Raw genomic sequence first — 17,548 nt, forward strand, 5'->3', positions numbered from 1 at the left:
TATGGCCCCCATCCACCACGAGTCCGCCTTCGGCGAGGCCATAGTCGCCGCCATGTGCGAGCGCGGCTGGCGCGAGGCCCGGCCCGAGGACTACCAGGCCGACCTCGGCCTGGACACCAACGAGCTGTTCACGTTCATCGGCGAGACGCAGATCGACGAGTGGAACGACCTCCTCGCCGTCTACGGCAACAACGTCAACGAGGCCCAGCGCGGCTTCGCCCAGCGCCTCGACCGGGCCATCAGCGACGACGGCCTGCTGACCGTCCTCCGTAACGGCGTCAAAGACCGGGGCGTCCGGCTCCGCGTGGCCTACTTCAAGCCGAATCTCGTCGCCGCCGACTCCGTCCTCGACGGCTACCGGGCCAACCGCCTCACCGTCGTACGCGAACTCGTCTACGCCACCAAGCAGGCCGACTGGGGCAACAAGCTCGACCTGACCCTGTTCCTCAACGGCATCCCTCTCGCCACCGCCGAGCTGAAGAACCCCCTCACTCGCCAAGGCGTCGAACAGGCCAAGGAGCAGTACCGCACCGACCGCGACCCCACCGAGCTGATCTTCACGCGCCGGGTCATCGCCAACTTCGCCGTCGACCCGGACCTGGTCTTCGTCGCGACCCAGCTCCGGGGCAAGAACACCCGCTTCCTGCCCTTCAACACCGGCTCCAACGGCGCCGGCCAGCCCGGCGGGGCCGGAAACCCGGACCCGACCGCGTACGGCACGTACGCCACCTCCTACCTCTGGGAGCAGGTCTGGGCGCGGGACAACTGGCTCGACCTGCTCCAGCGGTTCGTGCACCAGCAGAAGACCAAGACGCCCGGTGGCGGGACGACCAAGGCGACGATCTTCCCGCGCTTCCACCAGTGGGACGTGGTGAAGCGGCTGACCACCCACGCCGCCACCCACGGTGTCGGGCAGAACTACCTGGTCATGGCCTCGGCCGGTTCCGGGAAGTCGAACACCATCGGCTGGCTCGCCCACCGCCTGAGCGACCTGCACGCCGACACCGACCCGCGCACCCTCGACACCGAGGCCCTCGCGGCCGGGCGGGTCACGCCGGGGGCTCCGGTCTTCGACAAGGTCATCGTGATCACCGATCGCCGCAACCTGGACGCCCAGCTCCGGGAAACCGTCGGCAGCTTCTCGCAGACCGAGGGCTTGGTCGTCAAGGTCGACGAGAAGCACGGGGCGAAGAGCGAACAGCTCGCCCGCGCGCTGTCCCGGGACACCGGCAAGATCGTGACGGTCACCCTTCACTCGTTCCCCGCTCTGCTGGACTACATCAAGCGCAACCCGACCGAGCTGACCGGCACCAGCTTCGCGATCATCGTGGACGAGGCGCACTCCTCGCAGTCGGGCGACGCCGCCACCGCCGTACGAGCAGCCCTCCGGGACCTCGGTCTGGACTCGGACTCCGAGGACCAGGGAACCACCACCGTCACGGTCGACGAGAAGCTCAAGAAGAAGGCGATCGAGCGCTCGCGGGCCGCGAACCTCTCCTACTTCGCGTTCACCGCCACCCCCAAGGCCAAGACGCTCGAACTCTTCGGCACGGAACACACAGTGGACGGCAAGGCGGTCTACCGGCCCTTCCACACGTACTCCATGCGCCAGGCCATCGAGGAAGGTTTCATCCTCGACCCGCTGCGGAACTACGTCACGTACAACACGTACTGGAAGCTGGTGAACCAGAACCCGGACGAGCGCGAGGTCGACCCCGCGAAGGCGAACGGCCTGCTCGCCCGGTACGCGCTCACCCATGAGCACACCGTCTCCCAGCACGCCCAGGTGATCGTCGAGCACTTCCTCGCCCACTCGCGCGGCCGGCTCGGCGGGCGGGCCAAGTCCATGGTGGTCACGGCTTCTCGGGAGTCGGCCGCACACATGGCCCGGGCCATCAAGAGCTACATCAAGGACCTCGACTACGACACCAAGTACCCGGACCTGGGTGTGCTCGTCGCGTTCTCCGGCTCGCTCACCATCGAGGGCGAGGAGACGACCGAGCCGAAGGAGAACGGCGGCATTTCGGAGGGCGCCCTGCCGAAGGCGTTCGCGTACACCCGCGCCGACGACAAGGCGGCGAAAGCCGGCGGGCGTGGCCAGCAGGAGTACAAGATCCTGGTGGTCGCGGAGAAGTACCAGACCGGCTTCGACCAGCCGCTGCTGACGACGATGTACGTCAACAAGAAGCTGACCGGCATCTCCGCCGTGCAGACCCTCTCCCGCCTCAACCGCACCGCCGAGCGCAAGACCCAGGCGGACCTGGCCGTGCTCGACTTCGCCAACGAGGCCGAGGACATCCAGGACGCGTTCCGCCCGTACTTCGAGGAGGCGATGACCCTCCCCTCCGACCCGAACCTGCTCTACACCGCGCAGAGCCGGGTCATGTCGGCGCCGATCATCTCGGAGCCGGAGATGGACGAATTCGCCGCCGCGTACTTCGAGGCGAAGGAGAAGGCAGCCGGTTCGCAGGCCAAGTGGGAGAAGCTGCACGCCGAGTTGTACCGGCTCCTCTCACCCGCCGTCGCCCGCTTCACCCCGCTCCTGGAGAGCGAGGACGAGGACGACGTGGAGACGGCGGAGGACTTCCGCGCGGACCTCAACGACTACGTGCGCAAGTACGGCTTCCTCGCCCAGATCGTGCCCTACCGCGACGCCGAGCTGGAACGCCTGCACCTGTACGGCCGCTACCTCCTCAACCGGCTCCCGCGCCGGGCGGACGGCGGCGTCGACATCGGCGAGATCGACCTCAGCCATCTGCGGGTCGAGAAGACGGGCGAGCACGACGTCTCCCTCTCCCCGGAGGGACCGGCCGAGCTCAGGGGATTCGGCGACGGTACGGGTGGGGCCGCGGAGGCCGAGAAGTCGCTGCTCTCCGAGCTGATCGACCAGTTCAACGCCAAGTTCGGCACGGACTTCACCGAAGAGGACGTGCGGAAGCCGTTCAACGAGGCGTTGGCCGAGGGCAAGGTGCGGGCCGCCGCCGTCGTCAACGACGAGAACAACTTCGGCAAGGTCTTCGACAAGGTCTTCGCCGACAAGATGGCCGACCACATCGAGTCGACGGCCGGCATGGGACGGCAGTACTTCGGCCCCGACAAGAGCTTCCGGTCCAACCTGGACCGCAGCGCCCGCCGGGCGGCCTGGCGGATGATCCGCCGCGACGAGGGCGTGGACGAATAGTCGCCCCGTAGGTGGAGGGGCCCCGCCGTGAGCGCCGCCCAGGCGTTTGCGGTGGGGCCCTGTCCGTGGCTTCAGCCCGCCACGAAGCCAACGAATCCGTTCCAAGCCCCAGGGCCTACAGTCAGGACAGGACCACCGAGCTGCTTCGAATCCCGCACGTGCACCTGCGTGTTGGAGGACGCAACCTCAACACACTCGCCGCCATTGCCCGTGCTGTGACTGCTCTTGGTCCACGCCGACTCAGGTAGGGCCGACACGGAACGTTGGACGGTCATAGCTCTCCCAGTAGCTTCCTGATGAACTCCAAGGACTCACATGGAGTGAGCGCCTGAGACCGGATGATGCCATAGCGAGCTTCAAGGTCGCGCACCATGGTTCGAGCCGTGTAGAGACGGCTCTCACCTTGCACCTCAGCATAGGCAATGCGCTGTCCCTGGACGGTGTCGATCAGGGTGAAGGGGCCGCCCAGCGCGGCATGGTCCTCTCGGTCGAACGGCATGATCTGGATCTCGACGTTGCGCTTCTCGCCGATGCGAATGATCTGCTCCAACTGGGCGCGAAGCACCGCCTTACCGCCGATCGGCCTGCGGAGCACCCCCTCGTCCAGGATGAAGCTCAGCAACGGGGCGGGGCGGCGGTCGTAGACCTCCTGCCTGGCCAGCCGAGCCGAGACGCCCTGCTCGACAGCCTCGTCGTCCAGCAAAGGCCGCTCCATGCGAAACCCTGCTCGGGCATAGTCCGCTGTCTGCAACAGCCCGGGAACGGCGTAGAGGGCATACACGCACAGCGCCACCGCCTTCGCCTCCAACCGCGCCGCATCCCGGAAGAACGCCGGATACTGCGCCCGCGCCACCTCCTCCTTCATCGCCAGCAGCAATCCACCCGCGTCCAGCACCGGGTCCGCCTGATCGATGAACCCTGGCTGCGGGATCCGCCTCCCCTGCTCGAACGAGGCCACCGACTGTGCCGCGTACCCGACCCGGTTGCCGAACTCCGTCCGGTCCATCCCCGCCCGGATCCGCAACAACTTCAACTGCCGGCCGAACGCGACCATCACCCCCGACCCGGGCTCGTCCTCGGGCCGTCCCCCGTGCTCCGGGCCCGCCGCTCGCCCCGCCCCCGAGCCCGGCTCGTCGTCCTGTGCCATCGTCGCCACCGCCTGTCCCACGTACGTACACGCCGTGCGCCGTCGCGTACAACCACCTCACGACGGCGCGTCACCTCTGGTCACGCTACGCCACGAGTCGTCACCGTGGAGGCATGACCAGCAACCCGTCACCCCTCCCCGTACGCATGGCGCGCCCCGCCCAACCCCGTTTCACCTGGCACCACTTCACGATGCTGTTCAGCTCAACACCGCGCGGTGCACGCCTCGCCCGGCACCTGGCCGGCGAGCGGCTGGACACCTGGGGCGTCCCGTACGGGAGTGACGCCCACGACGCGTTGACGCTGATCGTGGCGGAGCTCAGCGCCAACGCCGTCAGTCATGGCCTCGTACCGGGACGGGACTTCCGCCTCCGGCTCTCCGCCGAGGCCACGACCGTACGCGTGGAGGTCACCGACACCCGTGGCGAACGCCTCCCCACGCTCACCGAACCTTCCGCCGCCGACCAGGAAGGCGGCCGAGGGCTTCTCCTCGTAGCCGCCCTGGCCGACGACTGGGGCTGGTTCCCCCGCCCCGACAGCCCCGGCAAGACCGTCTGGGCCTCGCTGGACGTACGACCGCTCTGACCCACTACCGAATCGCCCACGGGCGCCGAAACTTGCCCTGCCGACATGGCAGGGCCAGGACTCCTCGCGCCGGGACGGCTGCGATTACGTCAGACTGAGCGCGTAGCGGCGCGGTCTCGGGCAGAATTCGTCGGACACGGGCGCCGACTTCAGGGGGCAGCATTGGGCTATGCCATGAGCAGGATGCCGGTGGGCCAATTCCTTCGTAGTCGATTCCGGTCCCTGGGTGACGGCGGATACGCCGGTCTCGTCTTCTTGCTGGCACGTTCTGCCGACAACCCGGACCTCCATGAAAGATTGTTCCGGGAATGGCCTGACACGCACGATGTCACACGACGGTATCTCGGAGTGATCACACCGGCTCCGTCCGTCATAGTCATCGACGACCGTCACTGGAGGCGGGCGGAGTTCGCCTCTGCCGTCGACGGCGTCGCCTGCCTCGGGGAGGAGAAGCGGCTCAACACACCGGGGGAGAATGCGGAATCAACGTTCCGGATGGATGCGCGGCCGGCAGAGGAACATATGACCCTCATGCCGGTTCTGACCCGCCCCGTGCGTGAACACCAGGACGCGCTCTCCGCAGCGGCCACCGAGATGCGGAAGTTCTTCGGCGTCTCCGAGAAGCTCCTGCCCTGTGCCGTCATCGTCTCCCTGCAGGAGAAAAAGGCGTTCGCCCTGGCGCTGAACGACGTCCCCAGCCTGTATGTCCTGCTGAAACAGATCAAGATCGGGCTGGAGCCGGTCACCACGGAGATCGACAAGCGGGACGCGGAACTGGCCCGGGCGAAGGAGGCCCGGATCGCCCTCCGCTCCGACGGTGCCTTGGGCAACCTGCGCGGGAGGGCCGACAGTCTGGGCGCGAACTGGAACTGGCATGTGACACGGCTGGCCTCCGAACTGGTCAGCATTGCGGGGGAACGGTACGACGAGGACGCCTCGCTCTGTCGCTGGATGGCGCGGCGCCTTGGTCAGAACACATCACTCACGGACGAGGAACAGAAGTCGGCGCGCACGCTTGTACGCCTGCTCAGTGAAGCCGGAATCCACGGACGTGTGCCGAGAAGGCTGCGACGCACCCTTGCCAAACTGAACGCTGGATATCCCAACAGCGACAGCGTAGTGGTCCGACTAGCAGCCCTGATCGAGGAAGAGCGCGCGATCGAAAGCAGAATCGGGCAACTGAAGGCGAAGATCGATGAACTGGGGCAGCACCTGAGCTTGGGAGCGGCAATCGTCGATGCCGCACGGGAGTTCGACCTGACGCCCCTCAGTCCCCAGGACATGCTGGCCTGGCGGGAGCTCGCATGGCCCATCGAGGTGCTGTCGCGGCCCAAGCGGGCTCCATCGAGTTCTCACTCGAATCCGACCTCCAGCACTGTGGAAAACACCGTGGCCCACGCAGCAGCCAGGAGCATCATCCAAGCCGGCACCATCCACGGGGGCGTGCACATCTACGAGCAGGCGGGCGGTTCGACCCCTGCCCTTTCTGAAACCACAGGCCCGCCGAACAGCAACGCCACGAGGGGGAACATCCCGCCCCCCTCAGACGCAACACCGGAGCCGGAGCCAGCACCGGAGCCGCCGCCGAAGCCAACCTCCGACGGGCTTCCGGAGCCGCCGAGCTAACCGATCTCCACCACCCGCGCCCACGCCGGCGGCCGGGGAGGAACGTAGTCGGGGTTGTCCTCGTTCCAGGAGCCGCGCCTGTGGTCCCTCGGGAACAGGCCGATGACCGTGCGGCACGCCGGCTGAGCGCTCGGCCACGGCGTCTGGCCGTCCGTCAGGACGACGATGGCGTCGGGGCGGGGATGGGACCGCAGCGCCTTGGCGAATCCCGTACGCAGGTCCGTGCCGCCGCCGCCCACCAGCGGGATGCCCTCGGCCTGGCACAGCGGGTGGACCACCCGGGTCGCCGCGTCGCACGCGAGGACGGTGACCAGGTCGCGGCGGCCGCCCACCGCGCGGGAGATGGCGGCGACTTCGAGGAGGGCGCTGCCGAGTTCGGCGTCGCTGACCGAGCCGGAGGTGTCGATGACGACGGAGACCCGGGGCGGTCTGCGGCGGAGGCTCGGCAGGACGACGCCGGGCAGTCCGGTGGAGCGGCGCGCGGGCCGCCCGTAGCTGTAGTCCTCCCCCGCGCCCGGGCCGGAGGCGGCCGAGCGGACGGCGGCGCCCAGCAGCTCCCGCCAGGGCTGCGGAGGGTGGAACGCCTCCTCCGCCCACCGCTTCCATCCCTTCGAGGCGTTGCCCGGCCGGCCGGTGATGCCCTGCGCGACCCGGAAGCGGACGGCGTCCTGTTCGTGTGCGCTGAGTCCGTGCGCGCCGTCCGGCCCCAGGTCCCATTCCCTCTCCAGGCCGTCGGCGCCGCTTCCGCAGTCCAGCCAGGCGAGGTCCTGGGTACGCGGGCCGAGGCGGAACTGGTACAGGTAGTCCTCCATGAGCTCGCCGGACTGCAGGTGCAGCGTCGACGGGTAGACGGCGCCCTTCGGCCGGGCCAGGCCGTCGCCGTACACGTCGTCGTTGATCTCGCAGTCGGCGGCGATGTTCATCCGCAGCCGGTCCCCCGGGCCGGTCAGCCCGCGCTGCCGGGCGACCCGGTCGCTGCGCCCGTGGTGGTCGCGCAGCAGGTGCGACACCTCGTGGACCCAGACCCCGGCCAGCTCCTCGACCGGGGTGCGGGCGACGAAGGACGGGGAGACGTAGCACCGCCAGTACCGGTCGACGGCCATGGTCGGGACCTCCCGCGACTCCACGGTGTGCAGGGCGAACAGGGCTGTGGCCAGATAGGGGCGGGCTCGGGCGGCCTGCAGACGTGCGGCGAAGAGTTTGTCCAGGTCCAGGTCGAGCGCGCCCGGCGCGTCCGCCGTCGTCATCGGCCCGCCTTCGCCCCGACGCGGGCCACCCGGTCCGCCGCCCGGTCCGCCCGCTGGGACAGGGAGACCACTCCGGCGAGGTGCTCGATGGCGGCCGGTACGTCCCAGTCCTCCTGGCGCAGCGAGGCGAGGGTGGTGGCGGGAACGACCACCAGATCGGGGGCTCCGGTCTCCAGCGCCCGGACGAGCAGCGCCCACGCCGCGTCCCAGCGTGCCCGGTCCGGGCGGGTACGCACCGCGGCGACGACCCCGTCGAGTGCGGCCTGCCGGAGATCGCCGCGCTCGGGCAGGACGGCGCCCGCCGGATCGGCGAGGAGGTCCTCGGGGTCGGGGAGGTCCATCCGGTCCAGGCTCGCCAGCAGTTCGAGGCCCGGGCCGTCTCCCACCGTTCCCCTGACCAGCAGGGACAGCACCTCCCGGGAGGATCCGGCGGCGGTGGAGAAAGCGATCAGGTTCAGCGTCATGTCCCAGCTGCGCGGCGACGGCCACGGGCCGCCCCGGCGGGTCTCCGTGGTGGGCAGCCGGTGGACGAGCGTGGGGCGGGCGGAGAGCAGCCCGCACACGGCGCGCCGGGCGAAGTCCACGGCCTCGGGCAGCCTTTCGGGGTCGAGGCGGGGCATCGTCGCGCGGGGCCAGGTGCCGGCGAGGCCGCGTACGACGACCTCGTGGTCGTGGGTCCACTGGAGGTGGACGAACCGGTTGGCGAGCGGCGGGCTCAGCTCCCAGCCGTCGGCCGCCGACGAACGCGGGTTGGCCGCCGCCACGATCCTTACGCCGGGCGGGAGCCGCAGTGCACCGATGCGCCGCTCCAGGACGAGGCGCAGCAGCGCGGCCTGGACGGCGGGCGGTGCGGTGGAGAGCTCGTCGAGGAACAGCAGGCCCTTTCCCGCCCGTACGAGGCGGACGGCCCAGTCCGGCGGGGCCATCGGCACGCCCTGTTCGGCCGGGTCGTCGCCGACGATGGGGAGCCCGGAGAAGTCGGACGGCTCGTGCACGCTGGCGATCACGGTGGTGAGCGGCAGGTCGAGGGAGGCGGCGAGCTGGGTGAGGGCCGCGGTCTTGCCGATGCCCGGCTCGCCCCACAGCAGGACGGGCAGGTCGGCGGAGACCGCCAGGGTCAGCGCCTCCAGCTGGATGTCCGGGCGCGGCTCGGTGGTGGTGTCGCGGAGGAGGTTCATCAGCGCTTCTGCGACGGCGAGTTGGGAGCCGGGAGCGGGGTCCGTGAGTGCGGAGGACGGGGTGTTCGTGAGCATGGGTGATCACCTGAGGGTGTGCGAGAGGGTGGATGAGGGGGGCAGCCTTGGGAGCGCGGCAGCGGCCGCGGAGGCCCCGGGTTCAGCTGACGGTGGTGTGGCGCGGTCGACGGGCCCTGCGCGGTCGGGCGTCGACGATGCGGCGGGGGTCCCTGCGGCGGCGGATCGGGCCGGGGCCGAGCAGGTCGGCCCGGAACAGTCCGTAGGTGATCCGCCGTAGAGCCGCGGCTTCCAGTTCGTCCCGCAAGGGGCCCTCGCGCAGCACCGCCTCGGGACCGAGGAGCCCCTCGACGACGGCGAGCGCGCCGGCGATGTCCCCGTGATCGAGGCGTTCGCGCACACCGGTGAGGCAGTCGGGCCGTCGGTGAGCTTCGTCGACGGCCTGGAGGCAGGGCAACGGCGTTCCGGTGAGGGCGACCAGCAGTTCTTCGCGCCGGATCTCGGCCGGGTCGTGGTCCAGCGGGGCGAGGGCCCCGTCGACCAGGCCGATCCGGTGCCGCGATCCCCGGCAGTCCACCAGGCGCACGGCCCCGGCATGGTCGCCGGTACGTGAACGGGCCGGGGCGGAGGCCGGTGCCGGGAGGTCCGGCACGAGCGCCCGCGCGACCAGCGGGTGCAGTTGTCCGGCCTCGATCGCCCCGGTACGGAGCAGGTCGAGGTCGGGCAGCACCCACGTGGCCGCGTCCGGCAGCACGGGTGCCGTGGACGAACCCGGGTCCGGCAGCGCCGCCGCGATCCGCGCGACCGGCGTGCCAGGGCCGTTCTCGTCTGCCTCCACGCGGAGAAGCAGTCGGCGTCGGCCGCCCAGTCGCACACTCACCGTCCCGCCCGGTCCTCGCCCCTCCGCTCGGAGCAGGGTCGCCGCCTCCGCCGCCCACCGGTCGACGGCACAGCGGCGGTCCGGTGGCACGACGGCCCACAGGTACGGGTCAACTGGCTGATCGGAGTTTCCGGTTGACGGGTCGTCGGCCCCGGAGCGGAGCGGCAGTTCATCGGCCCTGCGCGCATCCCACAGGTGGCGGTGCAGATCGAGGCGGAAGCGGCGGTTCGGATGCGGGTGGGGGTGACGGCGGGCGGTGGGCTCGGTGTGCGAGCCGTCCCACAGCGCGAGGCTGATCCGCTGCCCGGCGTCCGCCCAGGCGGGCGGGGTTCGGACGACCAGGTGCAACGGGCCCGGCCCGTCGCGCTCCGGTGGGTCGTAGCGGGCCAGGTCGATCGTCAGCCCCGGGCGCAGCAGCCCGTGCGGGGCGACTCTCGGCATGTGCCAGCGCAGCAGGTCAGGTGCCAGGTGGCGTAGGTCCGCCCGGATGCGGGCGGCGAGGGCCCGGCCGTGACTGCGTGCCACGGAACGGAGTTGGAGATCGACGTCGACGCCTGCCGCGGCGCACGCTCCTGCCCAGTCCCCGGCCTCGCGGCGGGCGGTCGCAGTCTCGATCATCGAGGGCGGCACGGCGAACTCGCGCACGCGCGGCCAGAAGGAGGGGAAACGCAGAGTGGACGGGCGGGAATCCCGGTTCGCGGTCGAAGTGAGCATCAGCACTCACCTTGCGCGGACGGGTCCCCCAATCTGTTCATGGAGTGAGTCATCGCGGGGAGCTTAGCTCCGGTGACCGGGATCCGCCAGGACTTTCTTCGCCGACGGAGCGACGCCCGGACGAATGCGGGACGCCCGCACGGCCCTGAGCAGCACTAACGAGCCACTTCGGTGACCGGAACAAGACGGCTCATCCCTCGCTGCGCGCCTCCGGTGGACCTGGAACACCCCCACCGGCCAGACTCGTCCCCAACCATGCCGTGGTCGGCCCCCTGCACGTCGACCGCATCCGCACAACCCCGGGGGAACGGTGTCACCACAGGCGATCGCCGGTCGGTACGAACTGCTGGAAGGGCTCGACAGCGGTGGCATGGGCGATGTGTGGCGCGGCTACGACGCTGTGCTCGACCGGCCCGTCGCGGTGAAACTGATCCGGCAGCAAGCCGTTCTCGGCTCGCCGCAACTGGCCGAGGAGTTCGCGAAGCGCTTCCGTCGCGAGGCCCGCATCACCGCGAAGATCCGGCACCCCGGAGTTCCCCAGGTCTACGACGCGGTGCTGGACGACTCGTTCGAGCAGCTGTACCTGGTCATGGAGCTGGTCGACGGGGTGGCCCTGTCCTCGTACATCCACCCGGAACGTCCGCTGCCGGTCAGCTGGGCGGCCGCAGTCGCCGCGCAGGTCGCGACCGTGTTGTCGTACGCACACGAAGTGCCGGTCATTCACCGTGATCTGAAGCCGGGCAACATTCTGGTCGCCCGGGACGGGACCGTGAAGGTCCTGGACTTCGGGATCGCGGCGATCCTGCGAAGCGACGCCACCAAGCTCACCGCCACCGGCACCCCGATCGGGACCTACCAGTACATGGCGCCGGAGCAGGTGCGGGGCGGGCGCACGAGCACGCAGACCGACCTGTACGCGCTCGGCTGCATCCTCCACGAGCTCCTCTGCGGAAGTCTGTTGTTCAGCGGTGCCAGTGAGTACGTGGTGATGTCTCAGCATGTCAACGCGGCACCCACCCCGCTGCGGACTCTGCGCACCGACGTACCCGAGGCACTGGAGGACCTCGTCCTGCACCTGCTGCTCAAGGCGCCGGAGGCCCGGCCTGCGGATGTGCAGGAGGTGTACGAGCGGCTGCGTCCCTTCCTGCCGCCTCCAGGTGAGAAGCCCTCGCCCGGTGAGGAGCAGTGGAACGGTGCGCCCGACCCGACCGGCATCTTCCGCAATCCGTACGCCCCGCGCGCCCGTGCCGGTGGGGGCCGCCGCCCCACGCCGACCGCCGTGGACCCGGGCGTCGCAGCCGCCGCGCCCGTCCCCGTACCGGAACAGCTGCGTGCGGACATCGAGGAGGCCTACCAGCACTCCGATGCGCTGCTGGAGGAGGCGCGGTACGCCCAGGCCGCCGAGGTGCTCGGAGAGCTGATCGAGCCCGCCGCCCGCGCTCTCGGCGAGGAGAGCAGGAGAGTGCTGGGCCTACGGCGGCAGCGGGCCGCGATCCGGCTGCTCGGCGGAGACTTCCGGGCAGCGCTGCCGGAGTTCGAGGCCCTCGCCGACGCCTATGCGCGAACCGACGGGCCGATGGGCGAACGGGCGCGCGGCTGCCGCGCACAGGCTGCCCGCTGCCGGGGGGAGCTCGGGCAGGTCACCGACGCACTGGTCTCGCTGCGCAGCGTGCTGGATGTCGTCCGGGCCGTCGACGGCGATGTGAGCGACGAGGCCGTCGAGCTGCGGCGCGACATCGGGATGCTGCTGCTCGCCCAGGGACTGGCGACCGACGCCGAGCGGATCCTGACACCTCTCTACGACGACCTGTGCCTGGTGTTCGGCTCCGACGACGAGATGACGGAGGAGGTAGCCGAGGCCCTGGCCCTGATACGTCTCAACCTCGACGGGACCGCGGGCTGAGGGCCCGGTCTTCTGTCGTTTCCCCCTTGCCCCCACCCCCTCACTCCGTTCCGCCCGCACCACGGGAGAGTCCACCCATGCCCCACCTCGCGTTCGACATCGGTTTCTGTTCCCAGCTCGGCAAGCTTCAAGGGACCGTCAAACAAGGGGTGTTCGACGCCTGGGAGAAGTTCGAACGACTCACGCTCGACCAGTTGTTCAAGGACCCGGGGCTGAAACTCGAGTCGCTGAAGCGCGCTCGCGATCCGCACATCCGCACCATCCGCATCGACCAGGGGACGCGGGGCGTGGTGCTCGCGCCCGACAGCGGTGACACCTACGTGCTGCTCCGGGTGATGCCACACGACAAGGCGATCGACTGGGCGATCAAGCAGAAGGCGAGCATCAACACCGTCACCCGGGCGGTGGAGATCCGGGACATCGCCATGCTGGACGAGCTCACGCCCGCCTACGAGCGGATCGCTCCGGCTGCCGATCAGCGGCTGTTCGCCAAGGTGTCCGACGGAGACCTCGCGGCGCTGGGCATCGACGAAACCACGCTGCGTCAGGCCCGTGCACTCACCGATGTGGAGCAGCTGGAGGTCTTCGCCCCCTACTTCCCGCAGGACCAACGTGAGGTCCTGGAGTACCTGGCGGCAGGATTCAGCGTGGAGGAGGTGTGGCGGGATGTCGTCTCCGTCAGTCTCGCCCAGGTCTCGCCGGGTGACGCTCCTGTGGACACGGACGACTTCGCCACGGCCATCCACCGGACCCGTACCCGCATCGCGCTGGTGACCGCGTCCGAGGAGTTGCGGGACATCCTGGGCAAGCCGTTCGCGGCCTGGCGGGTGTTTCTCCACCCCTCCCAGCACCGGATCGCCTATCGGGCTTCGTACTCCGGCCCCGCCCAGGTCACCGGTGGCCCGGGCACGGGGAAGACCGTTGTCGCGCTGCATCGCGTGCGGCATCTCCTGGGGCACCTGCGCGATGGCGACCGCATCCTGCTGACCACGTACACCAACGCACTCGTGGCCGCGCTGCGGAGCGGACTCGCCTCCCTGGTGGAGGACGAGACGCTGCGCGACCGTGTCGACATCATGACGGTCGACGCGTTCGCGGGTCGTGTCGTGTCCACCTCGCGGCGCCCCCTGCGGGGCGGCGAGGAAGAGCCGCGGTGGGAGCAGGCCGCGCGGGCGACCGGATTCCCGGGGACGGGACAGTTTCTGGCTCAGGAGTACAAGCACGTCGTCCTGGCGCAGAATCTGCGCACCTTGGAGGAGTACGAGGACTGTGAGCGGCGAGGCCGGGGCAGCGCCCTGCCGACCGCCTCCCGCGCACTCGTGTGGCGCACAGTCGAGGAGTTCACCGGCCGGCTGGCAGCCGACGGGCTGCGCACCTACCTCGGCACCTGTGCGGAGGCAGCGGATCTGCTGGAGTCCGGCGGCCCGCGCTATCGGCACGTCGTCGTGGACGAGGCGCAGGACCTGCACCCCGTGCAGTGGCGGTTGCTGCGGGCGGCCGCCCCGTCCCGCCCGGACGACCTGTTCATCGCGGGCGATCCGCACCAACGGATCTACGACTCGAAGGTGTCGCTGAAGGCCGTCGGAGTGAGGGTCGCCGGCCGGTCGACGAAGATGCGCAAGAACTACCGCTCCACCCACGAGATCCTCAGTTGGTCGACGGCTCTGCTGGTCGGGCGGCCCTTCGAACAGCTCGCCGATGACGCGCGGAACGAGACCCTGCTGGGCTACCGCTCGTCTCTTCACGGCACACGGCCCGAGATGCTCGGAGCGGAATCGGAGGCAGCGGAACTGGACGGACTCGTGGAGCGGGTGCGCGGCTGGCTCGACAGCGGGATCGCCGCAGGCGATATCGGGGTCAGCGCCCGGTTCAACAAGAACGGCGACAAGGCGGTGGAGCGGCTCAGGCAGGCCGGCATTCCCGCGGCTCGTTTGCGGGGTGACAGCGTTGCTGAGGCGGATGCCGTCCAGGTCGGCACCATGCATGCCTTCAAGGGACTGGAGTTCCGGTGCGTCGCGGTCATCGGTGCGAGCGTCGGCGCCCTCCCGTTCCCCAAGGCGGTGACACCGGTCGAGGTCGACCGCCTTCAGCACGCCTCGGATCTGCTGGCGGAGCGCTGCCTGCTCTTCGTCGCATGCACACGAGCCCGGGACGACTTGTACGTCTCGTGGACCGGGGAGCCCAGTGTCTTCCTGGTGGAGGCCGGGGTGTGAACGACGAGACGTGTCACGCCGGTCGTTTCACCCCCGGCACGTTCGCCGCACCGTCCCGGACCGCATCGCGGTTCGGGTTCGCGTGCCCGGCCGGGGCTCCTGTCAGCGCAACGCGCTCATCCGCTGCCACTCGGCCCACGAGAGATTCCACGCGCCGAATCCGTTCCCGGGCGCGACCACGCCCTTGGTGTCCTCGCCGGTGATCTCGAACGGATCCCCCGGCCGCACCTGCCCGTAGAACCAGGCCGCGTCCGCGTCGCTCATGCCGATGCATCCGGAACTCCGGTTGGCCCTGCCGAGATGGCGGGCGTTCCACGGGGCGGCGTGCGCGTACATGCCCGACCAGGTCAGCCGCATCGAGTGGTCGACCATCTTGTCGTAGGCGTCGGCGAGGCCCACGGTCTCGGAGTTCATGTTGATCGTGCCCTCCTTGGACATGAGGACGGCGGTTCCGCGCCAGGATCGTTTGTCGCCGCCGGGCGTGCCACCGGAGACCGGGATCCGGCGGATCGTCTCGCCGTCGCGGACGAGTGCGAGCTGGTGGCGGTCGAGGTCGACCTTCGCGATCTGCTCGTCACCGATGGTGAAGGCCGTCGTGTAGTCGCGTACGAACCAGCCGCCGCCGGGTCCCGAGTCGGTGCCGTTCAGTTCGGCTTTCAGCGTGACCTCGGTCCCCGGCTTCCAGTACGTCCTGGGCCGCCAGTCCACCCGGTCCCGGCCCGACCAGTCGCGCATCCAGCCCCAGGAGCCCTCGGTGTCGTTCGAGGTGGTGATCCTGAGCTGCTTCTCGACCTCGGCCCGGTTCCTGACGGGGTGGTCGAAGACCAGGGAGATGGGCTGGGCGACGCCGACGGTGGTGCCGGTGCCCGGTCGCCAGTCGACCTTGTTGACCTTGTCCGCCTTCGCCGTGGTGAAGGCGGCCCGGGCGTTCCGGGCGGTTCCGCCCGCGCTGCGGGTCGCGGCCGTCACCTCGTACGCCGTACCGGGTACGGCCTTGCGGTCGGAGACCCACGACCGGCCGTCGGCCGCGGCCTTTCCGGCGAGCCGGTGGCCCTCGGCGTCGGTGACGGTCACCGAGGTGAGCCGGCCGCCCGAGACGGTGACCCGTACGGGCTCACCGGCGGGGGCCTGCTTGCCGGTCGGCGTGACGGCGACGGTGACGGGCCGGTCGTCGGGGCTCGGCGTCGCCGCGGCGGCCGGTGCACCGGAGGAGGGGCTCGACGAGCAGGCGGCGAGCGGTGCCACGAGGGCGGCGACCGCGGCGGCCCGGAAGCGGGCGTGGATGCGTACGGGTATGTGTGACGAGCGGGACAACGGAACCTCCACAAGAGCCGCGAGAGTGCCGGACGAGTCGGCGATGCTGCGACTGTAGAGCCGGAAAACCCCAGCTCAGACGTTGTGGAGCGGTGTGACGGCGACTGGTGAGGAACGGTCATGGTCCGGTCACATTCGCCGCTCCGAGCGGTCATGAAGCGCTGTGAGCATCCTCGGCATCCCCGCCCAGCCAGGGGAGCCGCCCCCGCGGAAGCTCCGGGGAACCGTCCCCGCGGCAGAGGCCGGGGAGAAGGAGAGGCCAGACCGTGTCAGCGCTGCTCGTGCCGTCGTCGTCCAGCCCCGTGCGCCACGCACGGAGCCGGGGCGTGGCCCTGGACACCATCACTCCGGAAAGCTACCGCGCCTTCCTCGCGTCCCCCGAAGGCCAGGCCCTCGGCCCCGGCTTCCTCCAGTGCCCGTCCTGGGCCGGCGTCAAGGAGGGCTGGCACTCCCGGCTGATCGGCTGGGGGCCCGATCCGAAGGCGGGGGCGCTGACCGGGGCGGCCCTGGTGCTGCTGCGTCAGTTCCCCGGTACGCGGAAGTATTTCGCCTACCTTCCCGAAGGGCCCGTCGCCGACTGGAGCGACCCCGATGTCGACGACTGGCTCGATCCGCTGCTGGAGCACCTGCGCCGTGCGGGCGCCTTCGCCGTGCGCATCGGCCCGTCGCCCGCCCACCGGCGCTGGGACGCGGCCCGGCTCAAGCCGCTCGCCGGCCCGGGCCGCCGCATCGGCGACGTCCTGGCCAGCGAGGTCGACCCCCTCGGCTCCGCCGTCGCCGACCGGCTGCGGGCCAGGGGCTGGCGCCGCTGCGGTGGAGACGGGACGGGGCAGGGCGGGGATGCCCAGCCCCGCCACGTCTTTCAGGTGCCGCTCGCCGGACGTACCCCGGACGATCTGTGGGCCGGGCTCAACCAGGAGTGGCGCCGGAATGTGCGCCGGGCCCGGAAGGAGGGTGTGGAGGTGGTGGTCGGCAGTGCGGCGGACCTTCCCGAGTTCAGCCGTCTGCTCACCCTCACCGAGCGTCGCGACGGATTCCGTCTCGGCCGCTCACTCGCCTACTACGAGCGTCAGTACGCCGCTCTCAACGCCGAGGAACCGGGCCGCATGAAGCTGTACCTCGCCCGCCACCGGGGCGAGATACTGGCCGCGCACACGATGATCACCGTGGGCCGCCGGACCTGGTACCAGACCGGCGCGTCGGCCGACCACCGCCGCGAGGTCCGGCCCTCCAACGCCCTTCAGTGGCGGATGCTGCTGGACGCCCACGCGACCGGAGCGGACGTCTACGACATGCGCGGGGTACCCTCCACTCTCGATCCGGAAGAACGTGAGTACGGATTGCTGCGGTGGAAGCTCGGCACCGGTGGTCAGGTCGTCGAGACGTCGGGGGAATGGGAGAGGCCAGTGGGCGGCAGCGCCAACCATGCGCTTCACCGTGCCTTCCAGGCGTACCTGAACCGCCGATGACGCCGAGACGTCCCCCACCGGTTCACCCACCGCCAGCCACCCACGGTCGACCGCCGACCGCCGACCGCCCAGGGAGA

General features: G+C 70.3%; 12 protein-coding genes. 6 read left to right on the forward strand and 6 right to left on the reverse strand.

Annotated elements, in window-relative coordinates:
- Nucleotide 1 precedes the first annotated feature (1 nt).
- Nucleotides 2-3,181: a type I restriction endonuclease subunit R gene (locus tag IE140_RS24550; protein ID WP_150193889.1), complete on the forward strand. Its 3,180-nt coding sequence runs from the start codon at nt 2-4 to the stop codon at nt 3,179-3,181.
- A 71-nt stretch (nt 3,182-3,252) separates the two neighbouring features.
- Here IE140_RS24550 and IE140_RS24555 read toward each other — a convergent pair whose 3' ends face one another.
- Both IE140_RS24555 and IE140_RS24560 read right to left on the reverse strand, forming a co-directional pair.
- Nucleotides 3,253-3,456, reverse strand: coding sequence for a DUF397 domain-containing protein (locus IE140_RS24555; RefSeq protein ID WP_150193887.1), 204 nt, complete (start codon nt 3,454-3,456; stop codon nt 3,253-3,255).
- Complete coding sequence (locus tag IE140_RS24560) at nt 3,453-4,328, reverse strand: helix-turn-helix domain-containing protein (protein ID WP_150193885.1); 876 nt, start codon at nt 4,326-4,328, stop codon at nt 3,453-3,455. Before IE140_RS24560 ends, IE140_RS24555 begins: the two co-directional genes overlap by 4 nt.
- Before the next feature lie 113 nt (nt 4,329-4,441).
- Here IE140_RS24560 and IE140_RS24565 point away from each other — a divergent pair, with 113 nt between their 5' ends.
- Both IE140_RS24565 and IE140_RS24570 read left to right on the forward strand, forming a co-directional pair.
- The gene (locus tag IE140_RS24565; RefSeq protein WP_189460699.1) at nt 4,442-4,912 is read left to right on the forward strand and encodes an ATP-binding protein; all 471 of its coding nucleotides are present in this window, start codon (nt 4,442-4,444) and stop codon (nt 4,910-4,912) included.
- A 348-nt stretch (nt 4,913-5,260) separates the two neighbouring features.
- On the forward strand, nt 5,261-6,538 hold the full coding sequence (locus IE140_RS24570) for a hypothetical protein (RefSeq protein WP_229826894.1): 1,278 nt from the start codon (nt 5,261-5,263) through the stop codon (nt 6,536-6,538).
- On the opposite strand, the gene IE140_RS24575 is transcribed toward IE140_RS24570, so the two are convergent.
- The 3 genes from IE140_RS24575 to IE140_RS24585 form a co-directional block, all read right to left on the reverse strand.
- Complete coding sequence (locus IE140_RS24575; protein WP_150192974.1) at nt 6,535-7,785, reverse strand: vWA domain-containing protein; 1,251 nt, start codon at nt 7,783-7,785, stop codon at nt 6,535-6,537. The two genes, IE140_RS24570 and IE140_RS24575, sit on opposite strands and share 4 nt — an antisense overlap.
- The gene (locus IE140_RS24580) at nt 7,782-9,038 is read right to left on the reverse strand and encodes an AAA family ATPase (protein ID WP_150192975.1); all 1,257 of its coding nucleotides are present in this window, start codon (nt 9,036-9,038) and stop codon (nt 7,782-7,784) included. The genes IE140_RS24575 and IE140_RS24580 overlap by 4 nt, the downstream gene beginning before the upstream one ends.
- A gap of 82 nt (nt 9,039-9,120) precedes the next feature.
- A complete protein-coding gene (locus IE140_RS24585; RefSeq protein ID WP_150192976.1) occupies nt 9,121-10,572 on the reverse strand; it encodes a hypothetical protein in 1,452 nt (483 codons plus the stop codon).
- A 310-nt stretch (nt 10,573-10,882) separates the two neighbouring features.
- Here IE140_RS24585 and IE140_RS24590 point away from each other — a divergent pair, with 310 nt between their 5' ends.
- Nucleotides 10,883-12,475: a serine/threonine-protein kinase gene (locus IE140_RS24590; protein ID WP_150192977.1), complete on the forward strand. Its 1,593-nt coding sequence runs from the start codon at nt 10,883-10,885 to the stop codon at nt 12,473-12,475.
- A gap of 77 nt (nt 12,476-12,552) precedes the next feature.
- A complete protein-coding gene (locus IE140_RS24595) occupies nt 12,553-14,688 on the forward strand; it encodes a UvrD-helicase domain-containing protein (RefSeq protein ID WP_150192978.1) in 2,136 nt (711 codons plus the stop codon).
- A 102-nt stretch (nt 14,689-14,790) separates the two neighbouring features.
- On the opposite strand, the gene IE140_RS24600 is transcribed toward IE140_RS24595, so the two are convergent.
- Nucleotides 14,791-16,002, reverse strand: coding sequence for a L,D-transpeptidase (locus IE140_RS24600; RefSeq protein ID WP_150192979.1), 1,212 nt, complete (start codon nt 16,000-16,002; stop codon nt 14,791-14,793).
- Between the two features lie 266 nt (nt 16,003-16,268).
- Here IE140_RS24600 and IE140_RS24605 point away from each other — a divergent pair, with 266 nt between their 5' ends.
- A complete protein-coding gene (locus IE140_RS24605; RefSeq protein ID WP_150192980.1) occupies nt 16,269-17,471 on the forward strand; it encodes a lipid II:glycine glycyltransferase FemX in 1,203 nt (400 codons plus the stop codon).
- Nucleotides 17,472-17,548: the final 77 nt, after the last annotated feature.

This window comes from Streptomyces parvus, assembly GCF_014648875.1.
Lineage (GTDB): Bacteria > Actinomycetota > Actinomycetes > Streptomycetales > Streptomycetaceae > Streptomyces > Streptomyces parvus.

What these genes read in the sequence shown, in the direction of transcription:
- IE140_RS24550 (WP_150193889.1), top strand. Translation starts at nt 2, where the DNA reads ATGGCCCCCATCCACCACGAGTCCGCCTTCGGCGAGGCCATAGTCGCC.
- IE140_RS24555 (WP_150193887.1), bottom strand. Translation starts at nt 3,456, where the DNA reads ATGACCGTCCAACGTTCCGTGTCGGCCCTACCTGAGTCGGCGTGGACC.
- IE140_RS24560 (WP_150193885.1), bottom strand. Translation starts at nt 4,328, where the DNA reads ATGGCACAGGACGACGAGCCGGGCTCGGGGGCGGGGCGAGCGGCGGGC.
- IE140_RS24565 (WP_189460699.1), top strand. Translation starts at nt 4,442, where the DNA reads ATGACCAGCAACCCGTCACCCCTCCCCGTACGCATGGCGCGCCCCGCC.
- IE140_RS24575 (WP_150192974.1), bottom strand. Translation starts at nt 7,785, where the DNA reads ATGACGACGGCGGACGCGCCGGGCGCGCTCGACCTGGACCTGGACAAA.
- IE140_RS24580 (WP_150192975.1), bottom strand. Translation starts at nt 9,038, where the DNA reads ATGCTCACGAACACCCCGTCCTCCGCACTCACGGACCCCGCTCCCGGC.
- IE140_RS24585 (WP_150192976.1), bottom strand. Translation starts at nt 10,572, where the DNA reads ATGCTCACTTCGACCGCGAACCGGGATTCCCGCCCGTCCACTCTGCGT.
- IE140_RS24595 (WP_150192978.1), top strand. Translation starts at nt 12,553, where the DNA reads ATGCCCCACCTCGCGTTCGACATCGGTTTCTGTTCCCAGCTCGGCAAG.